At 41.8% G+C, this 24,757-nt stretch carries 25 protein-coding genes and 3 pseudogenes; 14 read left to right on the top strand and 14 right to left on the bottom strand.

Going from position 1 to position 24,757, the window contains the following annotated elements:
- Positions 1-31 precede the first annotated feature (31 nt).
- From RO21_RS07575 to ptrA, 8 genes are all read left to right on the top strand, one after another.
- Entirely contained in the window at positions 32-1,666 is a 1,635-nt protein-coding gene (locus RO21_RS07575; RefSeq protein WP_047977196.1) for an AAA family ATPase, read from the top strand.
- Positions 1,667-1,765: 99 nt separating this feature from the next.
- The gene (gene fabA / locus RO21_RS07570; RefSeq protein WP_047977195.1) at positions 1,766-2,296 is read left to right on the top strand and encodes a bifunctional 3-hydroxydecanoyl-ACP dehydratase/trans-2-decenoyl-ACP isomerase; all 531 of its coding nucleotides are present in this window, start codon (positions 1,766-1,768) and stop codon (positions 2,294-2,296) included.
- A gap of 83 nt (positions 2,297-2,379) precedes the next feature.
- Positions 2,380-2,913: a pilus assembly FimT family protein gene (locus RO21_RS07565; RefSeq protein ID WP_241482455.1), complete on the top strand. Its 534-nt coding sequence runs from the start codon at positions 2,380-2,382 to the stop codon at positions 2,911-2,913.
- Positions 2,876-3,580, top strand: a complete 705-nt coding sequence (locus tag RO21_RS07560) for a PilW family protein (RefSeq protein WP_047977193.1) — start codon at positions 2,876-2,878, stop codon at positions 3,578-3,580. Before RO21_RS07565 ends, RO21_RS07560 begins: the two co-directional genes overlap by 38 nt.
- Positions 3,581-4,255: a DUF2572 family protein gene (locus RO21_RS07555; protein WP_053067743.1), complete on the top strand. Its 675-nt coding sequence runs from the start codon at positions 3,581-3,583 to the stop codon at positions 4,253-4,255.
- Positions 4,239-4,538, top strand: coding sequence for a DUF5374 domain-containing protein (locus tag RO21_RS07550; protein WP_047977192.1), 300 nt, complete (start codon positions 4,239-4,241; stop codon positions 4,536-4,538). The genes RO21_RS07555 and RO21_RS07550 overlap by 17 nt, the downstream gene beginning before the upstream one ends.
- 39 nt (positions 4,539-4,577) lie before the next feature.
- The gene (gene recC, locus RO21_RS07545) at positions 4,578-7,850 is read left to right on the top strand and encodes an exodeoxyribonuclease V subunit gamma (RefSeq protein ID WP_047977191.1); all 3,273 of its coding nucleotides are present in this window, start codon (positions 4,578-4,580) and stop codon (positions 7,848-7,850) included.
- Positions 7,850-10,795 carry a pitrilysin gene (gene ptrA / locus RO21_RS07540; protein WP_047977190.1) on the top strand — a complete coding sequence of 982 codons (2,946 nt, stop codon included), beginning with the start codon at positions 7,850-7,852 and terminating at the stop codon, positions 10,793-10,795. Before recC ends, ptrA begins: the two co-directional genes overlap by 1 nt.
- A gap of 53 nt (positions 10,796-10,848) precedes the next feature.
- On the opposite strand, the gene nudF is transcribed toward ptrA, so the two are convergent.
- The 11 genes and pseudogenes from nudF to truD all read right to left on the bottom strand — a co-directional run bounded on the left by nudF (position 10,849) and on the right by truD (position 18,177).
- Complete coding sequence (gene nudF / locus RO21_RS07535) at positions 10,849-11,472, bottom strand: ADP-ribose diphosphatase (protein WP_047977189.1); 624 nt, start codon at positions 11,470-11,472, stop codon at positions 10,849-10,851.
- A 9-nt stretch (positions 11,473-11,481) separates the two neighbouring features.
- A pseudogene (gene psiE, locus RO21_RS07530) lies at positions 11,482-11,900 on the bottom strand (phosphate-starvation-inducible protein PsiE).
- Between the two features lie 3 nt (positions 11,901-11,903).
- Positions 11,904-12,620, bottom strand: a complete 717-nt coding sequence (locus RO21_RS07525) for a 4'-phosphopantetheinyl transferase family protein (protein ID WP_047977188.1) — start codon at positions 12,618-12,620, stop codon at positions 11,904-11,906.
- The gene (locus RO21_RS07520) at positions 12,610-13,188 is read right to left on the bottom strand and encodes a DNA-3-methyladenine glycosylase I (RefSeq protein ID WP_047977187.1); all 579 of its coding nucleotides are present in this window, start codon (positions 13,186-13,188) and stop codon (positions 12,610-12,612) included. The genes RO21_RS07525 and RO21_RS07520 overlap by 11 nt, the downstream gene beginning before the upstream one ends.
- Before the next feature lie 166 nt (positions 13,189-13,354).
- Entirely contained in the window at positions 13,355-14,545 is a 1,191-nt protein-coding gene (nlpD, locus tag RO21_RS07515; RefSeq protein WP_047977186.1) for a murein hydrolase activator NlpD, read from the bottom strand.
- A gap of 50 nt (positions 14,546-14,595) precedes the next feature.
- The gene (locus tag RO21_RS07510; RefSeq protein ID WP_047977185.1) at positions 14,596-15,048 is read right to left on the bottom strand and encodes a LysM peptidoglycan-binding domain-containing protein; all 453 of its coding nucleotides are present in this window, start codon (positions 15,046-15,048) and stop codon (positions 14,596-14,598) included.
- Between the two features lie 9 nt (positions 15,049-15,057).
- Positions 15,058-15,642, bottom strand: coding sequence for a YqaA family protein (locus RO21_RS07505; RefSeq protein WP_047977184.1), 585 nt, complete (start codon positions 15,640-15,642; stop codon positions 15,058-15,060).
- Entirely contained in the window at positions 15,639-16,406 is a 768-nt protein-coding gene (gene surE, locus RO21_RS07500; RefSeq protein WP_047977183.1) for a 5'/3'-nucleotidase SurE, read from the bottom strand. The genes RO21_RS07505 and surE overlap by 4 nt, the downstream gene beginning before the upstream one ends.
- A gap of 33 nt (positions 16,407-16,439) precedes the next feature.
- Positions 16,440-16,838 (bottom strand): type II toxin-antitoxin system tRNA(fMet)-specific endonuclease VapC, encoded by a 399-nt coding sequence (gene vapC / locus RO21_RS07495; RefSeq protein WP_047977182.1) that lies wholly within the window; start codon positions 16,836-16,838, stop codon positions 16,440-16,442.
- On the bottom strand, positions 16,838-17,068 hold the full coding sequence (gene vapB, locus RO21_RS07490; protein ID WP_047977181.1) for a type II toxin-antitoxin system VapB family antitoxin: 231 nt from the start codon (positions 17,066-17,068) through the stop codon (positions 16,838-16,840). The genes vapC and vapB overlap by 1 nt, the downstream gene beginning before the upstream one ends.
- A 92-nt stretch (positions 17,069-17,160) precedes the next feature.
- On the bottom strand, positions 17,161-18,177 hold the full coding sequence (gene truD, locus RO21_RS07485) for a tRNA pseudouridine(13) synthase TruD (RefSeq protein ID WP_157019689.1): 1,017 nt from the start codon (positions 18,175-18,177) through the stop codon (positions 17,161-17,163).
- A 210-nt stretch (positions 18,178-18,387) separates the two neighbouring features.
- Between truD and tpiA the strand changes: the two genes are divergently transcribed.
- The 6 genes and pseudogenes from tpiA to RO21_RS12870 all read left to right on the top strand — a co-directional run.
- Positions 18,388-19,179 carry a triose-phosphate isomerase gene (gene tpiA, locus RO21_RS07480; RefSeq protein WP_047977179.1) on the top strand — a complete coding sequence of 264 codons (792 nt, stop codon included), beginning with the start codon at positions 18,388-18,390 and terminating at the stop codon, positions 19,177-19,179.
- 283 nt (positions 19,180-19,462) lie between these two features.
- Positions 19,463-21,367 (top strand): molecular chaperone DnaK, encoded by a 1,905-nt coding sequence (dnaK, locus tag RO21_RS07475; RefSeq protein WP_047977178.1) that lies wholly within the window; start codon positions 19,463-19,465, stop codon positions 21,365-21,367.
- 70 nt (positions 21,368-21,437) lie between these two features.
- Positions 21,438-21,899, top strand: coding sequence for a CcdC protein domain-containing protein (locus RO21_RS07470; RefSeq protein WP_047977177.1), 462 nt, complete (start codon positions 21,438-21,440; stop codon positions 21,897-21,899).
- Positions 21,900-21,918: 19 nt separating this feature from the next.
- A complete protein-coding gene (locus RO21_RS07465; RefSeq protein WP_047977211.1) occupies positions 21,919-22,305 on the top strand; it encodes a GyrI-like domain-containing protein in 387 nt (128 codons plus the stop codon).
- 49 nt (positions 22,306-22,354) lie between these two features.
- Positions 22,355-23,488, top strand: a complete 1,134-nt coding sequence (gene dnaJ / locus RO21_RS07460; RefSeq protein ID WP_047977176.1) for a molecular chaperone DnaJ — start codon at positions 22,355-22,357, stop codon at positions 23,486-23,488.
- Between the two features lie 253 nt (positions 23,489-23,741).
- Positions 23,742-23,912 (top strand): annotated as a pseudogene (locus tag RO21_RS12870) (transposase); the annotation flags it as partial.
- A 1-nt stretch (position 23,913) separates the two neighbouring features.
- On the opposite strand, the pseudogene RO21_RS13475 reads toward RO21_RS12870, so the two are convergent.
- From RO21_RS13475 to RO21_RS13645, 3 genes and pseudogenes are all read right to left on the bottom strand, one after another.
- Positions 23,914-24,097: pseudogene (locus tag RO21_RS13475) on the bottom strand (IS1595 family transposase); the annotation flags it as partial.
- A gap of 139 nt (positions 24,098-24,236) precedes the next feature.
- Positions 24,237-24,452, bottom strand: a complete 216-nt coding sequence (locus RO21_RS07455) for a hypothetical protein (protein WP_047977175.1) — start codon at positions 24,450-24,452, stop codon at positions 24,237-24,239.
- A 3-nt stretch (positions 24,453-24,455) separates the two neighbouring features.
- Positions 24,456-24,581, bottom strand: a complete 126-nt coding sequence (locus tag RO21_RS13645; protein WP_277619734.1) for a hypothetical protein — start codon at positions 24,579-24,581, stop codon at positions 24,456-24,458.
- Positions 24,582-24,757: the final 176 nt, after the last annotated feature.

Raw genomic sequence — 24,757 nt, 5'->3', positions numbered from 1 at the left:
ATGGCGTAAATTTCTATAACGAGGTTATTTTGTGCATCTTTCCCCTTTAGATTGGCAATCTTTAACGGTTGAATACCCGTTTTCGGCGCAACAACAAGCGGTCGGTTTCTTTGATTTTCAAACAAACGCTGCGCAAGCACTGAAGCAGTTTATCTTGGACGATCACGGCAATTTATTGCTACTAAAAGCAGACACCTTACCTGATATATTTTTTGAAGTAGAACGTTTTTTAAAACAGCACACATTAGCTGTTAATGTAAAAACGGATTTTACTGAAAAGACATTATTTGGTTATAGTGTGTATTTAGAACAAGAAAATAAGCTGGAAACCGTTGAGGGATTTTTACAAAAAGCCGATAACGGCATTTTGATTTTAAATTTGAATAAATTACTTACCGATATTTCACAATGGGATAAACTCAAACAGGCGTTATTATTTGGGGAATATGAACAAATTCAGTTAAACCCGATTCCTAAGGCGTTACCGGCAATTTCAGTGCAGTTTAAATTGATTTTAGTCGGCAGCCGAGAAGATATGGCTATTTTAGCGAATTATGATGAAAATTTACCTGAAATTAGCCAGTATGCCGAATTAAATCGTTATTTAAAACTCAATAACGAAAATTATTTAAAATGGGGATATTATATTAACTCACTTTGTAATGATTTAGGTTATCCGCCTTTTTCACCACAGGTACTGAATCAACTATTAAAATATTTTGTGCGAGATAGCGAAGATAAACAGTTAATTACAATTTTGCCAACAATATTAAAAAAGCAGATTAAACATATTCACGCTTTTTATCAAAACAAGCAAAATATAATGGATATTAGTGCTTATTTGGCATTTTGGGAGGCACAATCTGCTATTATTAATGACTATACGATTAGAGATATTTTATCAAATCAAATTTATATTGAAACACAAGGGGCTATTATCGGGCAGATTAACGGGTTATCCGTTGTCGAATTTGACGGCGTGCCTTACGCTTTCGGTGAACCGCTACGGATAACTTGCAATGTGCAGTATGGTGAAGGTGAAATTCACGATATTGAACGAAAAGTGGAATTGGGCGGTAATATTCACTCGAAAGGGATTTTAATTGCACAATCGTGTTTGGCGAATTTGCTTGAATTGCCGGCACAGTTGCCGTTTTCGGCTTCCCTTGCCTTTGAGCAATCTTACGGTGAGATTGACGGCGACAGTTCCTCGTTAGCGATTTTTTGTGTGTTGATCAGTGCCTTATCGAAACGACCGTTACCACAATCGTTGGCGGTAACGGGGGCGATCGATCAATTTGGGAATGTGTTAAGTGTCGGCGGCGTGAATCAAAAAATCGAGGGCTTTTTCAGGATCTGCCAAGAAAGGGGATTAACGGGTGAGCAAGGGGTGATTATACCGGCGGTTTGTGTGTCGCAACTGTGTTTGAAGTCGGAAGTGATTGAGGCGGTAAAGGCAGGGCAATTCAATATTTGGACAGTATCCGATGTGTTTGAGGCGGTTTGGCTACTGTTTGAACACTATTTTTACGAGGAAGATGCACCGCAACAAACGGACAAAGCGGCGATCTTCACCCTTATTCATCAATATATTGAGCAGGGCGAAAGTACGGTGGCAAGCGGTTCGTTATGGCAGAAAATCGGCAAACGGCTAAAATTATACTGATCCGACAAGTCAGCTTACAACTGTTCGCTAAATTGAAAGTCTGTTACTATGAATTATCTTAGTGTTACAGACTTTTTTAATAAAAACAGGATAGGAAAAATGAACAGTTGTACACCGAATGTGAAATCGCAGTATGATTACCAAGATCTGTTAGCTTCCGGACGAGGCGAGCTTTTTGGTAAAGAAGGTCCCCAGCTCCCTGCGCCTTCAATGTTAATGATGGACAGAATCACTAAAATTACAGAGGCTGAAGGCTTATTTGCCAAAGGCTATATTGAAGCCGAGTTGGATATTGATCAGAATTTGCCGTTTTTCGGTTGCCATTTTATCGGCGATCCGGTGATGCCAGGTTGCTTAGGGCTTGATGCAATGTGGCAATTAGTCGGCTTTTATTTGGGGTGGATTGGCGGCAAAGGCAAAGGGCGAGCGTTGGGAGTCGGCGAAGTGAAATTTACCGGACAAATTTTGCCGACGGCGAAAAAAGTGATTTACCGCATCAATATGAAGCGAGTGATTAACCGCAAATTAGTGATGGGAATGGCGGATGGCGAAGTCGAAGTGGACGGGCGAATTATCTATACTGCCACAGATTTGAAAGTCGGGCTATTCCAAGATACAACCGCATTTTAAATTTTGCGATCGTGATCGTAAAATGAACATATCTCAATTTACAGATTGATCTTTTTCTCTATTATCTTCCCTAAATATATCTGATGAATAGGGAAGATATGATAAGAGCAATAACCTTTATTGAAATATTAGCCGTATTAACGATAATAGTTATTTCAGCTTATTTCCTTTCGCCTATTTTCCTGCGTATTCAAAGCACTATTTTACTTCACCAAGAAATCGAACATATCCGATCTTTTATTTATTATATTCAAACCAAAGCTAAATATCGTAAGCAAAGCTATTCCGTTACCATTGCACAAAATAAACAGAATCATCAATATTGTATTATTGCGGTTGCAAAAAAATCGGATAAACAAACCGCTTGTGATTGCTTATTTTTACCAAGTTGCCATATTCAATCGGATTATCACCTTTATCAGAGTCAAAATAGTGCTATTGTATTAAAAAGCCAAGGTTTATATCCGGAGATATTTTTTAATATTGACGGTAATGCGGCAAGGTTAGGTGAGAAATGTTTGGGGCTTAGCCTGAATGAGACTCAAGAAGTCATACAATTTGATGAAGCCGGAGACATAAATGTGGTGCAGAAAAATAAGCGTACCAAATGCCGTTAATCTTAATGCAGCATTTAGTTTAGTTGAAATATTGATTGCATTGAGTTTAGGCACACTTGTTTTATTATCTGCAATAAAATTTTATGCTGATCAATTTATTCATCAAAATACGCAAAGTGAGTTATTTCAACTACAAAGGCACGCTCATCAATTATTAGAGTATTTACAGCATCATATTCAACATATCGGCTATCAAGGCAAAAATAGAAAATCGCATAATTTTAATTTATTTATCCCAACGCAGGCCTATTCCCTCAATAATGCACAATGTTTTATTTTTCTGTATGATTTAAATGGTGATGGGTGTATTGGCTCAAGATCGAAAAATAATGCGTGCCGGTTACAGAATCGTAATAATACTAAAGCAGTTGCCAAAGAAATTTTTGGATTTAAGTTGGAAAATAAAAAACTGACTATTCTTGATGATGATAAATATATTCGCAGTTGCTATCAAAATGAATGTTTATCAATATTGAAAAATTGCCATAAATTTAAGTGGTCTAAACTTTCCGATTTATCGGAATATCATATTGAAAAATTGCAGTTTAGTTGGGTAAAAGAAGGAGTTTTATTGAAAATTGATATAGTGGTTTCATCATATAAAGATCGTAATAAACAATACAGCGCTACGACATATAGCTATATTTTTAATGCAATGGAAGAATAAATGAAAAGAATGTCCATAATCCCTGCCAGTAGTTTATTAGTAACACTCGTCATTATAAGCATACTTTTGACCTTTATATTTACCGATAAAGCATTATTTATCCGTCAAGAAAAAATCAACCAAAATGAATATTTTAATTACTTGAATGATAAATTCAAATTGATTAAGGAAATCAATCAGAGTAATTCGCAACGAAATGCCCGTTGTGCTGAAATCAAGAACGACACCGTTTTAATTAAGTTAGGGAATATAAACTATCATTTCCACTGTGAGTTTATTAGCCTATTTTTAGAGAAAGAACCGACCAAGAAATACATATCTTTTGAACATATAGAGGACTATCTTAATCTCATTTCTGTACCTATAATTAAAGTCAGTTCATTAGCAGATCTACCTATTAGCTCAATCGATGAGCCAAAGATAGTAATATTGACAGATGCGATATCGGGGAAATTAGAGCAAGATTTTTACGGTATTATCATTACTCATCATTACTTTGAGCTTAAATTTGGGGCGAAATTTTATGGCGTATTATATTCTTCATATCCTAATGAGAGTAAAAATCGCTATATTACTTATCAAAGTGAGGTGATTAAAAATTTGAAGGAAAAATATTCCTATTGGCAATATTTACCTCATTCTCGGAATATATTAAATAATGAAAAATCTAATTAAGGCAGAAACATTTATCAGTTTATTGACGGCAATAGCACTATTTAGCTTGATTATGCTAATGTATATGAAGTGGCAAGCCGAGCAACTGAATCAAAATCTGTTTTTATTTCAAAAAAAGCAGGCATTACAAATAGCCGAAAACCAAATCGCTTTGAAAATGGCAGGCGTATCTTGCGATAATCAAATTAGCCAAAATAATATTTCTTTCCGTGTGCTATGTACGGAACAGGGGGTAAAGGTGAGCTTTCCTTTGGGTGAGATTGTGATCGGAAAAGTAAAATAAACAGGGTAGAATAGCACTCTTCTTGGAAGGAGAGATGCTATGTTTACGGTATATTATGCAAATCAGCTAGAAAATCAGAAAGACTTACTGGTCAATATTATTAGAAATGACCCTAACCCAAATCCGTTTGAGCAGGAAACAATCCTTGTACAGAGTACGGGAATGGCGCAGTGGCTACAGATGCAGCTTTCCAGCGATCTCGGTGTTGCGGCGCATTTTCAATTTCCTTATCCGACCACGTTTCTATGGCAACAATACCGCTTACTTTTTCCGGAATTACCTAAAGAAAACAGCTTTGATCTCCATTCAATGTTATGGCGTTTGATGCGTTTAATACCGCAATATTTAGATAATCAATGTTTTGCACCTTTAAAGCATTATTTGAATGGAGCGGATCAGCTAAAATTATATCAACTTTGTACAAAAATTGCGGATTTATTCGACCAATATCTCGTATATCGCCCCGAATGGCTGATTGAATGGGAAAAGGGTAATCTAAATACCGTTAAGGATATTATATTAAATAAACCTTCTTTTAAGAAAAAAGAGGAGAACGATATTTTTGCTATTATTGAGTGGCAGAGTTTTCTATGGGTTAAATTGATTGATGAGATAAAAAGTGAAACCAGTGAAATATTGTTTAATACGTCCCATCGAGCCTATTTACAGCAACGCTATTTTGATAAGTTGGATAATTTAAGTGCAGAGGAGAAACTTAAATTACCTAAGCGTATTTTTATTTTTGGCATTTCATCATTACCAAACAGTTATTTTTTACTCTTGCATAAATTGAGTCAATATTGCCATATCCATTTATTTTTTACTAACCCGAGCCAATATTATTGGGGAAATAATCAAGAAGCAAAATTAATTGAGAAATTAGCATTAAAACAACAGCTTTCATCATCTGATTTAGCAGATTTATATCAACATCAAGGGAATAAATTATTATCGGCTTGGGGGAAGCAAGGTAAGGAATTTCTGAATTTATTGCTTGAGGCAGATATTCAATCCGTTGATTTTTATACGGATTACCCTAATAGCCATCTACTCTTAAATCAAATAAAAAGTGCGATTTTAAATTTTGAACAGAAATCGCAATTTAGCTTAGATAAATCAGATAAGTCAATACAAATTCATTCTTGTCATAGTAAAATGCGGGAAATTGAAGTGTTGCATAATCAACTGTTAAATTTATTTGAAGCCGATCCCGATTTATCGCCTAAAGATATTATTGTAATGTCGCCGGATATTGATAGCTATGCCCCCTATATTGAAGCTGTTTTTTCTCGTTATACAAAAAGAGATGAGTATAATCGAAATGATAGCCGATTTATTCCGTTTAGTTTATCCGATCAAAAAATAAGTTATATTGATCCGATTATAAAAAGTTTTTTCACATTATTATCTTTAAAAGAGAATCGATTTATTGCGGAAGATATTTTAGATCTATTAAATGTCAAAGCTATTCAGAATAAATATCTTATTACGAATGAACAATATATGACATTACGTCAATGGATTAGGAATGCCGGTATTCGTTCCGGGTTGAATATGCAATCCTTTGATTGGCTAAATTATAATTCGTGGCAAAATGGTCTAGATCGTTTGTTACTGGGAAGTAGTTTAAAAGAAGAGCATAATAGCTGGCAAAATACGCTTGCATTTAACGAAAGTTACGGATTATCTGCCGAAATTGCCGGAAAACTTGCAAAGTTTATTGATGATCTGACTGCTTGGTTCACTTTTATTCAAAAAGCGCAAACCGCAGATAATTGGCAGCGTAAACTTACGGAAATTATCGCCTTATTTTATCAAGAAGATGAAGAAAATCTGGATATTATTTTAACTTTAAATAATGCGGTCGAGAATATTATTCAACATATTTCAAATGTGAATTTTACTGAAGAGATTGAGATCGGTGTTATTCAGCAACTAATGGAAGCAGAATTAAATGAGCAGCGCAGTAACTTGAATTTCCTATCGGGTAAAGTGAATTTTTGTACGTTATTACCAATGCGTGCTATTCCTTTTAAAGTCGTCTGTTTATTGGGAATGAATGAGGGAGAGTTTCCCCGCCAACAGAACCCTAATCCTTTTGATTTAATGCAATATGCACCAATTATCGGTGATAGAGCAAGGCGAGATGATGATCGTTATTTATTCCTTGAAGCGTTGCTGTCAGCACAATCTATTTTTTATGTGAGCTATCTTGGGCAGTCTTTAACGGATAATAATGCAAAATTACCTTCTTTATTGGTTTCTCAATTGATGGATTATATCAATCAAAACCTGATAGAAAATCATATTCAGCCAATAAATCATCCGATGACAGTCTTTAGCCAAAAGTATTATCAGGCAGATTATATTTCTTATGACCAAGAATGGCTAGAAATAAAGCAAAAATATCACCAGAGCAAACCGTTTTTAACGGCTATTCATCAACAACAGACTTTATCAGAGATTGATATGACGGATTTAATTCATTATATCCAAGATCCGTTAAAGTATTTTTTTCATCATCAACTGGGGGTTAAATTTGAAAATTATGATGAATCCATTGATGAAACGGAAATATTTAGCCTTTCTCATTTAGAACGTTACCAGTTACTTGATGAGATTGTTAATCTTCATTCCGATGAAGTCGATCATTTTTTTAAAAATGAAACCTTAAAAGGAAAATTACCGATAAATGCGTTTGGTGTAATGGCGGAATTAGAATTAAAGAAAGCTGTTTCGATGCTACAAGAAGTATTAAAAAATTATCAGATAGAGCAGAATAACATCATTGAAATTGAAGCGGAGATCGATATTATTTCGGATAAGGTTAAGTTAGTTGGTAATATTGAGGGATTATTCGGGCAGGATTTTATTCAATGGCGAGTTGGGAAATTAAGGGATAAAGATCTTATTCACTGTTGGATTTATTATTTAGTGATGATTGTTTCGGATATTCCGTTTTCAACGTTCAAATTTTATTATTTAGAGGATAGTGAAGTAAAATCAATCACTTTTACACCGATTTCAAAGGCAAATGCGGCGTTATTATTAGACATATATATTCAAGATTATTTAGCCAGTTTCCACACATTAAAATGGGCAATCACAAAACATATTTGCCGCTATATTCAAGATTATACAGCAGAAACTTCGCCAGCATATTATTGTCAAACGGCGACAGAGTTAATACAAAGTCCTTATTTAGACCGAGTATTTGCGCAAACCGCCGATTTAAACTGGGAAGCCATTCACCAACGGACGTTTAACTGGTTTGCACCAATGATTCAACATTTCATTGAGGAGGAAGAATAATGAGAAAACCGTTACTTCGTTATAGCTTATCCGCACTATTGGTATGCGGTCTGTTATATTCAAGCCCGATTTTTGCAGAAAATCAGGCAGATCACACCGCTTACAATATGGTAATGACACAGCCTAAAGGCTTTGAAGTGATTAAAACCACGATCAATAAAAGCCCGACCGATAAAGCGATTTATCAAGCGATTAAACTCGCCAACGGAATGGAAGTCTTGTTAGTTTCGGATGAAAAGGCGAACCAATCGTTATTGTCTGTCGGCTTGCCGATTGGTTCGATGGATAACCCTATTCAGCAGCAAGGGCTAGCTCACTACTTGGAGCATATGATTTTAATGGGGTCGAAAAATTTCCCTGAAACCAATAGCTTGGATAACTTCCTGACAAAAAACGGAGGCTACAATAACGCCTATACCGCGCCTGATCGCACGGTGTATTATTTGGAAGTGAAGCACAGTGCGTTTGATGAAGCGGTAACTCGCTTTGCCGATACAATGGCACAGCCGTTATTATCGGAAGAAAATGCGAAAAAAGAGATCGATGCCGTTAATGCCGAAATGGTGAGAGCGAAATCTAATGATGGATTTTTAGTGCGAGATGTTACTTTAGCCACTGCAAACCCTGCTCACCCAATAACGAAATTTGCGGTCGGTAATCATACAACATTGTCCGATAAAAAAGGCAGTAAATTACAAGATGAATTAGTGAAATTTTATCAGCAATATTATTCGGCAAATATAATGAAAGCGGTATTATATTCTAATCAACCGATTGAAAAATTAGCAAAATTAGCCGAAAAAACGTTAGGATTGGTGGAAAATAAACACATTACCCCGCCGAAAGTCGATATTCCTTTCCTAAGAGAAGACGATAAAAGCGTCTTTATTCATTATAAACCGATTAAGCCAAATAAAACATTATCCCTCTCTTTTGATATGCCGGAAGATAAAGCCGCATTTCAATCAAAAACAGGGGAATATTTATCTTATGTTTTTGAAAATAATACCGAGGGAACATTATCCGATTATTTAATTAAACAGGGATTATCCGATAGTGGTATTTCTGCAAATTATGAGTCGGATATTACTCGTAATCGGGGTAGTTTTTCCTTTAATATTGCACTTACGGATAAAGGTTTAGCCGAAAAAGATAAAATTATTTCACTGGTTTTCCAACAAATTGAAGCGATTAAAAAGGCAGGGATTCAACCAAGCTATTTTAACGAATTAAAAGAGAGCCTTAGCCAAGAATTTCAGCATTTAGAAATTGTAAAGGGGGGCGGTTATGTCGCAGGCCTAGTCAATCAAATGATTGATTATCCGTTGGCGCATATTATCGATCAAAGCTATATTGCGGATAAAATGGATGAAAATGCAATAAAAGCCAAATTAGATTTAATGAATATTGATAATGTGCGTATTTTATTGATAGATGATAAGGCGAAAACGGATAAGAAAACCCAATATTTTGAAGCGCCTTATGCGATTGCTAAATTAACCGCCGCACAAAAGGCAAAATATTTGGATTTCAGCCAAAATCCGACCCTGAAATTACCGGCACTTAATCCCTATTTCGCCACGAATTTTTCGCTTAATCCCGTTGATCGTAGTCGTATAAAGCCGGCGCAAATTGTGCAACAACAAGGGTTAGAAATTTATGCGATGCCAAGCCACTACTTTGCCGAAGAGCCTAAGGCAAAAATCGCGCTGAATTTTATGATTTTGCCTGAGAAAGATGATCTTAAACAGGCAGTGAGCGCGGAATTGCTAAGCTATATGTATACGTTGGATCAACCCCAATTAGCCTTCCAAGCTGCCGTTGCCGGTATGGAGATGGCGTGGTCGGGCAATCATAATGCTTTAACACTTCAAGTGGAAGGTTATACGCAGCATCTGGCAAAATTAGTCAAAGACGTGGTATCAAGTTTCAGCCGTTTTGAGTTGAAACAGAGCGTGTTAGCACAGGGGAAACAGCGTTATCTTGAGGGGCTGGATCGGCTTGTGAAAGACAATGCGTTGCGTCAAGCAAATCGGGCAATATCCGATTTTGCCGACTATCCTTATTATAGCGTTGAGCAGCAACGTAAAATGGTCGAGCAAATTCAACTGGCGGATATTGAGCAGATCCGTACCCGCTTTTTGACCCAAATGACGGGAGCAAGGGTCTTGTCCGTTGGTAATTTATCCGATCAGCAGGTAAAAGCGATTACTGCGGATATGTCTTCCGTGATTAAAAATAATCAATCGGCGTTGAATACCGGACGTTATGTGGATATTAACGATAGCGAGCGTAAACTCAACTATATTCAAAGCATTCCCCACGAAGATAACGGCTTGAGTATCGCCTTTTTTGCAAAAGGTTATGGTGAATTGGAAGGGCTAAGCCGTGCAATGTTGCTGAAAGATATTATTGGTCGCTGGTATTTTGATGATTTGCGTACCGATAAACAGCTAGGCTATGTTGTATCTGCTACGGATGCACTTATCGGTAAAACATCCGGTTTACTCTTTTTGGTGCAAAGCCCAACGGCATCGCCGCAGCAAATTATGCAACATAACCAACGTTTTTTTGCTGAGACATTGGCGAAATTGCAAAAAATGTCAGAGCCGGAGTTTGAGAAATACCGCGCGAGCCTCTTGGAAATTTTACGGCATAAACCGGAATCCCTTTCGCAAGAGTTTGCTAGATTTAACACGGATTTTATCCGAAGCAACACGCAATTTGATCTCAAAGCCAGAATTATTGCACAGGTTGAACAGCTGAATAAGCAGGATCTGATTGATTTTTATCGCAATGCAGTAATCGATCAAAAAGGGCTTGTGTTTGCCAGTCAAGCTATCGGCAGCAACAGCAAAATTAATCAAGCGGCAGAGCTGAAAGGCTTTGAAAAGATCACCAACATTGAGCAACTGCAAAAAGAGTTTGATATTAAACGTTTCTAAGCAGTGCAAGCGGTAAGATCGCCCCTAATTTTTACAGTCAGGGGCGGTTTATTTTACGAGTTTGATTGGTATTTTTGATAATTTAGTTGTAGCCATTGCAAGCCCAGTACGGCAATAACATTATCAATTTTGCCCTGTTCAACCCACTGATAGGCTTGTTCACGGCTGACAACGTGTACCAAAATATCTTCATTTTCCTCGGCTAATCCGTAAATACCGCCGACTTGACGGCAATCGACCAAGCCTAAAAAGAGATGTAGCCGCTCTACCGTACCGCCGGGGCTATCCCACACACTCAAGGCGTGCTCCAAATGGTTGATAGTCAGCCCCGCTTCCTCTTGGCTTTCACGGATAGCGACCTGTTCCGGCGTTTCATCGGTATCGATCATACCGGCGATTAACTCAACCAACCACGGCGATGAATTGCTGTTCCGATCGTAAGCACCAATTCGCACTTGTTCCACCAAGACTACGCTATCTTGTACGGGGTCATAAGCAATCACGGCAGAAGCAGCGCCTTTGACTAATAATTCCCGCACCACTTCACCGCTTATTCCGCCGGAAAACAGTTTGTGGCGAAAATAGATTTTTTTCAGTTGAAAATGCCCTTGATAGACGGTTTCTTCCCGCTCAACGTGGAGATCCTGACGGGAAAATTGTTGGATAGTAGGCTGCATAAATAATCCTTAACTTTTATGTAAACGTTCGGTGTGAACGATATAAAGTGCAATGATCATCACCAAAATGGCGAGTGCAAACAGCAATGTATGCACGGCATTAGAGTGATCGACAATAATCAAACGCACCATTGCAGTGATGCCGATATAGAGAAAATAGAGTAGCGGAAAATGGTAATTATATTTGAAATACTGAACGATCAGTGCCAAAAACTCAAAATACAGAAAAAAGACCACAATTTTTCAACAATTTGAAATTTTTCGCTATGGCTAAGCAGTAGTTCAACCAAAGAGGCTGCTTCTGAAAAGAGGGCATAGGCTAAGATCACCCCTGCCGCAAGCAGTGAAAGATTGAGAATCCATTGAAAAATCTCGGAAATCCATTTTCCAAAGCGGGAATGGGTTGAGTGAGAAGGAAACGGTGTCATTAACTAATTTACCTGATAGATAATGGGTGAATACTGAATGGGCACAATTTGCCCGTTTTGCCACTGGGCGAGTGTCGGTGATGATAGCATAAAACCCGACTGCTCAAAAAAGTAGGCAAGGTAGAAAGGTAACTGATGGTAAAAATGCAATTCACCCTTTGGGCAGTGGGCGGAAAAAATCCGCTGCTGTGCCAAAGAGTGCCGAACTTCCGATAATTTGACAATACCGACCCCCTGCGATTTGAGTACGGCTTCACGCAAGCACCAGCTCAAGTAGAAACGGCTAGACAAGCGGTCTAATTGCGGCAAAATATTGCCATTTTCAATCTCTGCGATTTCACTTTCGGCGGCAAAATAGCGGAACAGATCTCGGTAACGCCGTACTTTTTGCGGGTGTTCAATATCAATGCCGACCGCCCGTTTAGGCTGCGAGAGAGAGAAAATCACCGCCACCCAATCACCGGAATGGCTGATATTAAAATCGAGCCGATCGTGATCGAGATAGGGGCGATCGCTGATGGTACGTTGCATATCCTTGAGCAGATCAGGATCAAGCCCGCTTTGTTGCAATAACCTGTTCAACAAAAAGTGCGCCGTGCGGCGGCTTTTCCATTTACGCAGTAGCCGTGCTGAGAGGTGAGGCGGTGGCGTAGGTGAAAAAGCGGGCGGTAATGCTTCATCATTGTGGGCAAATAGGATCTGCAAGCGGTCAGTTTTCATCGCTTTTTTGCAAAGGCGTTTTGCACGCACACTGATTGAGGTGATCGTCCACTAAGCCCATTGATTGCATAAAGGCGTAGCAAGTGGTTTCGCCGATAAAGACAAAGCCCCGTTTTTTCAGCGCTTTCGACATTGCGGTGGACACTGCGGTTTTACTCGGCACTGTTTCCAAGCTCGGTACGTCATTACGTTGTACCCGATGATTGACGAACGACCAAATAAAATGGCTGAAATCTTCGCCGGCAGCGATCATTGCCAAATAGGCTTTGGCGTTTTTTACGATTGCCTCCAGCTTGGCGCGGTGTCGGATCAGATGCGGGTTTTGCATTAAACGATCGAGATCGGCGTCTGTCATCTCCGCAATCTTATGCGGATCAAAGTGGTGAAAGGCTTGGCGGTAATGTTCCCGTTTGCGTAAAATCGTGATCCAAGATAGCCCCGCTTGCTGACCTTCCAAACAAATCTGTTCAAACAATTTATGGCTATCGTATTGTGGCTTGCCCCACTCGTTATCGTGATATGCCAAATAAAGCGGATCATCGCCGGGCCACGGGCAGTTTGTCGTCATTTTTCTATCCTAAAAAAGAGAACGCACAATGTGCGTTCATAAGCGGCCGGTTTAGTCAATTTTTTTGCAAACGCAAAAAGCGATCTTGATACCAGCATTGGAGCTGTCCATTTAATCGCATTATGCGTTTATTTTGTGGGACACCAATGTGGCGTTCCAATAATTGTTAGCGTCTCGGCAAATAACGTGCCGGATCGACCGATTTGCCTTGATAACGGATTTCAAAGTGCAGTTTGTTGCTGTTAGTGCCGGTGCTGCCTAGGGTCGCAATCGTTTCGCCGGCTTTCACCTTATCTTGCTCGTCCACTTTGATTTTGTCGTTGTGTGCGTAAGCGCTCAAGAAATCATCGTTATGTTTAATAATGATCAGGTTTCCGTAGCCTTGCAACGCATTGCCCGCATATACCACACGGCCGGCTGCTGCTGCTTTGACCGCTTGCCCTTTGCTGCCTGCGATATCTAAGCCTTTATTTCCGCCTTCTGAAGAGGAGAAACCGGAAATCACCCGACCTTCTGTCGGCCACTGCCATTTGAGAGAAGAAACCGCAGGAGCAGGGCTATAATCACGTCCGCTGCTTGCCCGAACGCCGCCTGTTGTGGCGGTTACGCTCGATGTCGTGCCAACAGAGGCAGTAACAACTGGGCGGGGTACTGGCGGCGTGCTGCTCGTGCCGGCTTTGACCGGGCCGGTAACTGTACCGTCAGAGCCGTACGCTGTGCCGTTTGCCGCTTGGGTATAAGTAACTTCTGGCTCAATCGGTTTTTGTGCCGGTTGTGGCTCGGCTTGCACTTGAGCGGTTGGCTGCGGCTTCGGTGATGCCTTGCTTAATTTTAACGTTTGCCCGACCCGTAGCTGATACGGCTCGCTCATATTGTTTAGCGCCGCCACTTCTTTCACATCTTTGCCCGCAATGTAAGCGATGAGAAACATTGTATCGCCTTTGCGGACGGTGTAGCTCTCGCCGTTATAAAATCCCTTGTCGATTTGGCTGTAAATCGGTGCATTGTTTTCGTCGCGGGGAATGGTGAAATCCTGCGGCACAGGTTTTTTCACTACCGGTTTGGGTTTGGCAACGGGCTGTGGTGCAGGTTGAACCGGTTGAGGAGTGCTGACCGGCTCAGGCTGGTAAACCGGTTGTGGTGGTGTATAAGTCGGCATTGTGTTAGGCATTGGCGTGGTTTCCACCTCGTTTTGCCAACCGTAACTTTGGTGGGTTGCTCCTGTACCGGCGACAGGTTGCATTACGCCCGGCGGTAGTTCTCCGTCATCGGCGGTAACGACCGGTGCCGGCGTGTTTGAACCGCAAGCGGTTAAAATCAAACTGGCAAGGGGTAAAAGTAAAAATGATTTCTTCATTGGTTATCCTATGTTTGCAAGCGGTCGGTTGTGCGGGATTTATTGCAACATTATTTTAAACGCAGCACTTGACCGACTTTTAATTGATACGGTACACGCAGATCGTTTAGGCGCGCAACTTCATTGACCTCTTTACCTGCCAAATAAGAGATGAGAAATAGGGTGTCTTGTTTGCCGACCGTATAAGTCGCACCGGTATAGCAGCCTTTTTGGATTTGGCTGTAAACCGGTGTCGTGCCTTCACGCACCACTTGGCAGTTACCGACCATCTCCGTTTGCCCGTTATAGCTTGGTTGCGGTAAAGGTTGCGGCTGCGGATATGACGTGTTAGCACCGTAGGTTGGCTGATTCATTGTGCTTGGCATTTCAGTCGGCTGAACCTCGGTTTGCCAAGCGGTATTCGCTTCGCTAATTTCGGCGCTGCTGTTTTCAGCGCTGGAGTTAGATTGGCAGCCGGCTAAAGCGAAGGCGAAAAATGGAAATAAAATCAATGACTTTTTCATAATAGAACTCTACTTAGTTAAGGTATAAACGAAGTAAGCGACCACTGCTAAGGCAACAGTTGCCCACCCAATGATTTCAATCGAACGGCGGATTTTATCGGCATATTTCTCCCCGCCCCACGCAGAGAGTTTTGCCACGAGATAGAAACGGGCAAAACGGGAAACCGCCGCAGTTATCACAAAGGGGAGAAATGTCATTTGCATTACCCCTGCGCAGATTGTAAACACTTTATAAGGAATTGGCGAGAAGCCGGCTAAAAAAACTATCGCCACGCCCCAGGTTTCAAACCAATTCATTGCTTTATCGAAATTTGCCTGCATTCCCCAGTTGGTGATGATCTCTTTGACCCAATCAAACGCAAAATAGCCGATGCCGTAGCCGATAATCCCGCCAAGTACGGACGCCAGCGTAGTATAAACGGCATAACGGACGGCTAAATGCGGTTTACTCATTGACATTGGTATCAGCATTACATCGGGCGGAATCGGGAAAAAGATAGCTTCAATAAAGCTGACTAAACTCAGCCAAAATCCGGCAAAGCGGTGTTTTGACCATTCCATTGTTTTGTCATAAATTGTGCCGAACAGTTTCATTGGAACGCCTTATTGAGTGCATTGAGTGAGGTGTGGGCGGTCATATCCGCTTGTAATGGGGTGATCGACACATAACCGTGCTCAATGGCGTAGAAATCAGTGCCTTCACCCGCTTCAACCGGTTTGCCGTTCTCGCCGATCCAATACACGGTTGAACCGCGCGGATCTTGTTGTTTTACGATCTGTGCTGCCGGTGAGCGTCTGCCCAAGCGGGTAATCTGCATCCCTTTTAATTGTGAATAGGGTAAATTCGGCACATTGATATTCAAAATATGCTGCGCCGGCAGTAAACCGGCTTGGATTTTAGGCAAGATAGCCAGTACCGCTTGGGCAGCGGTGTCAAAGTGGCATTCGCCCGCTAAATAGCTTGCCCCGTGCTGCCCGACCAGTGAAACGGCGAGTGAAGGCAAATGCAAGTGGCGACCTTCCAAAGCGGCGGCAACCGTGCCGGAATAGACCACATCATCACCTAAATTTGCGCCGTGATTGATACCAGAAACCACTAAATCAAAGGGGGTATCCAGCAAACCGTTTAACGCTAAGTGGACACAATCGGCGGGCGTGCCGGCAATGATGGTGTAATCGCCGTTCTCAAAGCGGAACACCCGTAGCGGATCAACCAAGGTTAAGCAGCTAGACGCCGCACTGCGATTGCGATCGGGTGCAACCACCGTAACATTATGACCGGCTTCCCGCAGGGTTTTAGCTAAAATTTGAATGCCCGTAGCGTGAAAGCCGTCATCATTACTCATTAAAATATTCATTTTGTCCTTTTTGGATAAAGATAGGTTATTGTGTTATAGCCAATTTTCTAAGCGTAGTCCTTCGACTCGCTCAAATTCACGCAGATTATTGGTGACTAATATAAGTCCTTCACTGCGGCAATGTCCGGCAATATGTAGGTCGTTTTCACCAATGATCTTGCCTTGTTTGATAAGCGCTGCTTTGATCTGCCCGAAATGTGCTGCCGCTTTGGCTTCATAATTTAGCAGTGTCAGGCGAGAGAGGAAATCTTCTATTACGCTCATATTTCGCTCTGGGAATTGACTTTTTTCTGCGCCGTAATAAAGTTCTGCGGCGGTAATACTGCTGACGCAAAGTTGATTTGCGTGTTGGTTAAATTTTTCCAAGACACTCAACGGGCGGCGTTTGATCACATAAATGACAATGTTGGTATCAAGCATATATTTCAGCATCAAAACTCTTCCCTTTCCGTTTGAATAGAGCGCTCCCGTTCATTCAGAAAATCATCGCTGACATTTTGCTCGGCAAGAAAAAAGCTGTCCCAACTATGTTCAGTCGGGCTAAGAATACGATCTTTGCCGACAATACGGATATTCACTTTTTTGATATGCTCATCAAACCGCATTGTTGCCGGTAAACGCACCGCTTGAGTACGATTTGTAATAAAGACAGATGCTTCCATTTTAATCTCCCTAGAGATGCAATATAAAAAGTATATAGTCTATGTATATAGCAAGCAAGCCCTCTCTTTCGACCTCTTTTTTGCCAAAAGGTTTAGCCGTTATCATCGACTAACATCAACTCTCGCACTAAAGCGGTGGCATAGCTGCCGGCATCAAGGAAAAAGCTGAGCCGTAAGCCCGCCGGTTCAAACTGCCACTTAAATTGCTGCGGTTTGGCAAGCATTGGGCGGCGGGCGGATTTCATCCGTTCTTGCGTGGCAAGTTTGATTAAATCCGTATGTGTGCTGATGATGTGCTGTTCCCTTTCAAATAGCGTTTGATTAAGGGAATCTTCGCCCACCAGTGGGGCAGTCAGCAAAATATCGCCCTCATCTAACCGCGTGTTGAGGTTGCTCAAATCGGCGGATTGTGCCACAAACCAACTGTGCGAGCCGGCAAGTTGCACAATATCGTGTTCAAACACTTGATCAATCAAGCCTGCCTGAATGCGATCCGCTACCACTAAATTAAATATTTCGCTGCGGGCGGCGGAGAGGTAAAAACTGCGTTTTTTGCGATCTTTGACCTGAATTTCACCCTTTGCCCAACGTTGTGCTTGGGTGAGGTTATGCCCGTCCCGCCCGAAACGTTGTTCGGTAAAATAATTGGGAAAACCGACCGCTTGCAGTTGGTTTAAACGGGCATTCAGCTCGTCCGTTTGGTGAATGTCCCGCAGTAACAGCTCAAAATGGTTGCCTGCCAGACTGCCGATGCGTATTTTGCGGTTGTGGCGGGTAACGGCTAAAATTTCAACACCGTCAAGCTGAAAAGTGCTGAAGTCGGGCGTTTCTTTGCCGGCAAGGTGCAGGCAAAACCACTGTTCTGTAACGGCGTGCCGATCTTTTAAGCCGACATAGCTCATATTTTTTGCCGAAATACCGACAAAATCCGCTAACTTTTCGCCGACAAATAGGGTATTGGCATTGGTTTTACGTACCTTTACCGCCACAAATTCACCGTCGCCGGACAGCTCGTAGCCCAGCTCTTCTGTTACGATAAAGTCTGCAAATTCTGCCTTTAATCTGCCCGCTTGTTGCGGTTCGCCAAATAAATAGGGAAGTCGGTTCATTTTATTCATCACCAAGGACACCGCAGTGTCGGTTTAAGCCAAGGCAGGCATTATACCTGAATTTTGGCGGGCGAATTTCAGCCTAAGTAAATTCCGCCGCCAAATGAGGATTAAATCACAATATTTTGCGCAAAAGCATCAAAATCGGGCGCAAAATTTGGTATAGTGCATCTGGTTTTATTTTTTATATTTGATTATGGAGAAACTAAAATGGCACGTCGTCCACTTGTAATGGGTAACTGGAAATTAAACGGTAGCAAAGCCTTCACCAAAGCGTTGGTGGAAGAGTTAAAGCGTGAGCTTGATGGCGTAACCGGTTGTGATGTCGCAATTGCACCGCCGGTAATGTATCTTGCCGAAGCGGAAGCGGCATTAAATAGCTGTGAATGCAGCTGCCAAACCAAACAAATCATTGCATTAGGTTCACAAAATGTTGATGTGAATGTCAGCGGGGCGTTTACCGGCGATATTTCTACTGAAATGCTAAAAGATTTCGGGGCAAAATACATTATTATCGGGCATTCCGAACGCCGCACTTACCATAAAGAGAGCGATGAATTTATTGCGAAAAAATTTGCTGCATTAAAACAGGCAGACTTAGTGCCGGTATTATGTATCGGCGAAACCGAAGCGGAAAATGAAGCGGGTCAAACGGAAGCTGTGTGTGCAAAACAATTAGATGCGGTGTTAAACACCTTAGGGGCAGACGCCTTTAACGGTGCGGTGATCGCTTATGAACCGGTTTGGGCGATCGGTACGGGCAAATCGGCAACCCCGGCACAAGCGCAAGCGGTACACGCTTTTATCCGTGGTCATATTGCAAAACACTCTCAAGCGGTGGCAGATCAAGTGATTATTCAGTATGGCGGTTCGGTCAATGATGCGAATGCGGCGGAATTGTTCACCCAGCCGGACATTGACGGCGCATTAGTCGGCGGCGCATCACTTAAAGCCCCGGCGTTTGCAGTGATTGTAAAAGCGGCGGAAAAAGCGAAAGCCTAATTTTTCCCCTTTATTTCAAGCCATATTTAGCGATAAATATGGCTTTTTTGTTATTTGGCTGGCAGATGTTGCCTTGTTCATCAGCATTTTTAGCGAATGAGTGAAAAATTTTTGCCCTTTCCCTTGAAGCCTGAAATTTTATCCCTATTTATTGTGCCGTCTGAACGGGAAATGCGATCCCGTTTCTGTTTAAATAAGATCAAGTTGCCCTTGAAAAGTGGCGAAAAAGCACAATCTTACGGCTAACTTGAACATAACCAAATTTATTATCGGAGAATTTAAAATGGGAAAAATCATTGGTATTGACTTAGGGACAACCAACTCTTGTGTGGCGGTAATGGACGGCGATAAACCGCGTGTGATTGAAAATGCGGAAGGGGCAAGAACGACCCCGTCAATCATTGCTTACACTGATAAAGAAACTCTAGTCGGTCAGCCGGCAAAACGTCAGGCGATCACCAACCCGAAAAATACGTTATTTGCGATTAAACGTTTAATCGGTCGCCGCTTTGAAGACCAAGAAGTTCAACGTGATGTGAATATTATGCCGTTTGAAATCGTAAAAGCGGACAACGGGGATGCGTGGGTCAATGTTAAAGATGAAAAAATGGCACCACCGCAAATCTCGGCTGAAGTGTTGAAGAAAATGAAGAAAACGGCGGAAGATTTCTTGGGCGAAATCGTTACCGAAGCGGTGATTACCGTGCCGGCATACTTTAACGATGCACAACGTCAAGCAACTAAAGATGCGGGGCGTATCGCAGGCTTAGAAGTTAAACGTATCATCAACGAACCGACCGCAGCAGCCTTAGCTTACGGTTTAGACTCTAAAAAAGAGAACCAAATCATCGCTGTTTATGACTTAGGGGGCGGTACGTTCGACTTGTCTATCATTGAGATCGACAACTTTGACGGCGAACAAACCTTTGAAGTGCGTGCAACCAACGGCGATACTCACTTAGGCGGTGAGGACTTTGACAACCGTTTAATCAACTACCTTGTTGATGAATTCAAAAAAGAGCAAGGCATTGATTTACGCAACGACTCAATGGCGATGCAGCGTGTGAAAGAAGCGGCGGAAAAAGCGAAGATCGAACTATCTTCTGCGCAATCTACCGAAGTAAACTTACCGTACATTACCGCTGATGCAACCGGTCCGAAACACTTAGTGATTACCGTTACCCGTGCGAAATTAGAAGCGCTGGTAGAAGATTTAGTGGCTCGCTCGCTTGAGCCGGTGAAAGTGGCGTTAAATGATGCCGGTTTAAGCGTGTCTGAAATCAATGACGTGATTTTAGTCGGCGGACAAACCCGTATGCCGTTAGTACAGCAAAAAGTGGCGGAGTTCTTCGGTAAAGAGCCTCGTAAGGACGTCAACCCTGATGAAGCGGTGGCAATCGGTGCGGCGGTACAAGGCGGTGTGTTAGCGGGCGATGTAACAGACGTGTTATTGTTAGACGTTACCCCACTTTCATTGGGTATCGAAACAATGGGCAGTGTGATGACGAAATTGATCGAGAAAAACACCACGATCCCGACTAAGCACAGCCAAGTATTCTCGACAGCGGAAGATAACCAAAGTGCGGTTACGATCCACGTTTTACAAGGTGAACGTAAACGGGCGAGCGATAACAAATCACTCGGTCAGTTCAACCTTGACGGTATTCAACCGGCACCGCGTGGTATGCCGCAAATCGAAGTAACGTTCGATATTGACGCAGACGGTATCTTGCACGTATCTGCAAAAGATAAAAATACCGGTAAAGAGCAAAAAATCACTATCAAAGCTTCTTCTGGTCTAAGCGATGCGGAAGTTGAGCAAATGGTGCGTGATGCGGAAGCAAACGCCGAAGCAGACCGTAAGTTTGAAGAATTAGTGCAAACCCGCAACCAAGCCGATGCGATTGTTCATTCAACCCGTAAACAAATCGCTGAAGCAGGCGAGAGCTTAAGCGCAGACGACAAAGCGAAGATCGAACAAGCGGTCGCAGATCTTGAAAAATCTGCAAAAGGCGAAGATAAAGCGGATATCGAAGCGAAAATCGAAGCGGTGGTAAAAGCGTCCGAACCGCTACTTCAAGCCGCACAAGCACAGGCACAAGCCGGTCAGCAACAAGCTCAACAAAGCCAACCGAAAGATGACGGTGTGGTTGATGCCGAGTTTGAAGAAGTGAAGGATAACAAATAACGAATCCGAGGGCGTAGCAATACGCCCTTTTCGTCTATAGCCGTGCATCAATTAAACCCAAAGGGGATATATGGCTTTTATTCAAAATACACCGATCTATGTCTGGATTATTTTGGTTTTTTTGCTGTATTACGGTGGCATACAAAGCAAAACGCGGCAAATTCATCTTGCAAGGTTCTTTATTGCCCCAGTGATCTTTCTTGGATTAACCATTCAGATGATGCTCTCTGCTGTTTCTCCTATGCTGGCATACTTTGGATTGATTGCAGGCATCGTGGTAGGGCTGCTGTTAGGCTATGTTTTATGGAAACAAAATCCTCTGCTTATTCAACAAAATGGGCAATGGTATCAAAAAGGCAGCTATATTCCCCTTGGACTCTATCTGTTTATTTTTATTTTCCGTTACATTATTAGTGTTGCACTACATATCGGTACAGGTATTATTCAAACAGATGAGTTTAACCTCTTTATCGGGCTACCAACTGGGTTTGGTTTAGGCGTACTTCTTGCCATTCCTCTTACAAGAAAATGATAGGGAAAACCATATGATGTTGACTCTCACACTTTATCCGCTGTTTAGAGAAAGAGTGAGTAATGCGCAGATAGAAAAAATTCCTCAACTTTGGGCGGCACAACAAAGTTTACCGGAAACAGTGTATGCGGTCTATGATCGCTACCAATCCGATTACAGTGGAGAATATGATTTCTCCATTGCCGTTGAAACGCCAACAGAAAATGGCTTACCTGCCATTGAGATTGAAGATCTTGTCCTTTACGAAAAATTTATCACTGATCGTGAGCATATCGCGCAAACGTGGCAACATATTTGGCAGCGAAGTCAGCAAGGGCTGATTAAGCGGGCTTATACGGTGGATTTCGAGAAATATTATCCGGATGGCAAGGTGGAAATTTATATCGCCATAATGCCTTTTTGTTGATAATAGACAAGCGGTTAGATCAGCTTAATTTTTTACAAACGGAAAATGTATGTCAAAACGAGATTATTACGAAGTCCTTGGTTTATCCAAAGGGGCGAGCGAGCAGGAAATCAAACGGGCGTATAAACGCTTGGCGGCAAAGCATCACCCCGATAAAAACCAAGGCAGCAAAGACGCAGAAGAAAAATTTAAAGAAATCAAAGAAGCCTACGAAGTGCTAGGCGATAGCGAAAAACGAGCGATGTACGACCAATATGGTCACCAAGCCTTTGAACAAGGCGGCTTTGGCGGTGGTGCAGGCGGTTTCGGAGGCTTTAGCGGTTTTGAAGATATTTTCAGCGAAATGTTCGGTGGCGGCTTTGGCGGTGGCGGACGCAGTCGCCAGCGGGTTGTGAGAGGGGACGATCTCCAATACACCCTCGAAATCACCCTTGAAGAAGCGGTGAAAGGGGGGAAAAAAGATATTCGCCTGCAAACCCTTGCCGAATGCGATAGCTGCCACGGATCAGGGGCGGAAGCCGGCAGTAAGGTGGAAAGCTGCCCAAGCTGCCACGGTTCGGGCAGAATCCGCCGTCAGCAAGGCTTCTTTATGACCGAGCAAACCTGTCCGACTTGCCACGGTTCAGGTAAAAAAATTGAGAAACCGTGTAAATCGTGCCACGGTGATGGGCGTGTGCATAAAACCAAAAATCTTTCCGTTACCATTCCGGCAGGGGTGGATACTGGCAATCAGTTACGTTTATCCGGCGAAGGGGCGGCGGGCGAAAACGGCGCACCGGCAGGCGATTTGTATGTGGTTATTCACGTGAAAGATCACGATATTTTTGAACGGGACGGCGCAAATCTTTACTGCGAGGTGCCGATCAGCTTCACAATGGCAGCACTGGGCGGTGAAATTGAAGTCCCGACATTAGACGGCAGATTGAAACTGAAAATCCCTGCGGAAACACAAACGGGCAAACTGTTCCGTGTGCGAGGTAAAGGCGTAACCAGCCCTCGCAGCCGTTATGCCGGCGACTTAATCTGTAAAGTGGTGGTTGAAACGCCGGTTTCGCTTAATGAAGAGCAGAAAGAATTGTTACGCCAATTGGAGCAGAGTCTAGAGGGCGGTGCAACTCACCGCCCGAAGCATCAAGGCTTTTTTGACGGTGTAAAAAAGTTCTTCGATAATTTAGGCAAATAGTTGCTTATCCCGCTCCGTAAAAGTTCAGGCTTTGCCTGAACTTTTTTATTATAGCTAGACGAAGACCTAGCTATAAAAATATACTCTTTGCGTATGGAATCAAAGAGCTTAAGCGTTGAGTAGAAATAAAAAGCTCTCCTATAATGAATAAGGCTGACAACCAAAATTCAACATATAGGAGGATAAGTCATGGCAAGTATCCAATGACGATTCAAGTTTACCACATACAAGATGGAACTGTAATATTGTGTTTATGCTGAAATACGTAGGAAAGCGATTTATGGCAAATTGGTAGATATAGGCGTAATATTAAGGCAGCTATGTCACTGCAAACATGTAGAAATAATAGGAGCATATGCAGAAAGATCATATTAATATACTCTTAAAAATCTCGCCTAAATTGGCAGTGTCTGATTTTGTGGGATAGCTGATTGCGTTTTCGGTATGGCAACGGTATAAATCTTGCCATTTCTCTTGAAAAACCCGAACATGGAGGCTTTACCCGTTGTTCCACGCTTTACGCATGCCATCAAAGTCGATTTCGTCCACTTCAATTTTACCCTCAAATATTTCCAAATGTGAACTACTTTTATAGATAAGCAAGCGTAGACTGTCTATGATCTTTTGGGGTTAATTTTTGAAGCTTATATGGGGTTCCTAACTTTTTTTGCATAACTTTGGATAGGTTTAAAAGGGTTTTAAATCACTTTTAGTCATCATTTGCCGATTGTCCCCCTCTTTGCCTGTTCTACTTTTCAAATTTATCAATCATAGCCCTAATTTCTCGTTTATTATCTTCTGTTAGATTCTCGTTTGTATCTATGTCTGTATGATAAATGTTATTCTGAATCCCAATAACGTTACCTTCAACATAGTTTATAATTTGAGAGGGAAGCTGGTTAGGCTTTTGTTCTTTAGGACTAGAACTATCATCAATTAAATTTAAAAATGCTTGTTTATCCATAAGTTACGCTACTAATTTTTCTGCAAGTCGAACAATGAAAGTCTTATTATTTTCTTTATCATCGGTTTTATCTTCGGAAAGCAGTCCATAGATAATCCACACCATTTGGGCTTTATTCTCCGAAGTCATCACCCTTTGCCTTATTTCTAAAATTTCTTCTAACGTTTCTATGGCTGTAATCAAACGTTTTTTGCTAATGAATGCCATACGTGTTAATGATCATGCAAAAATGCGCCAGGCTGATGCAGTAAGATCATCGAAAAGTGATCCACTGCATCTTTTGATAAACTCCTTGTTATTTAAAC

It is taken from the genome of Muribacter muris, assembly GCF_001038205.1.
Lineage (GTDB): Bacteria > Pseudomonadota > Gammaproteobacteria > Enterobacterales > Pasteurellaceae > Muribacter > Muribacter muris.
This window is presented reverse-complemented; position numbering and strand designations above follow the sequence as displayed.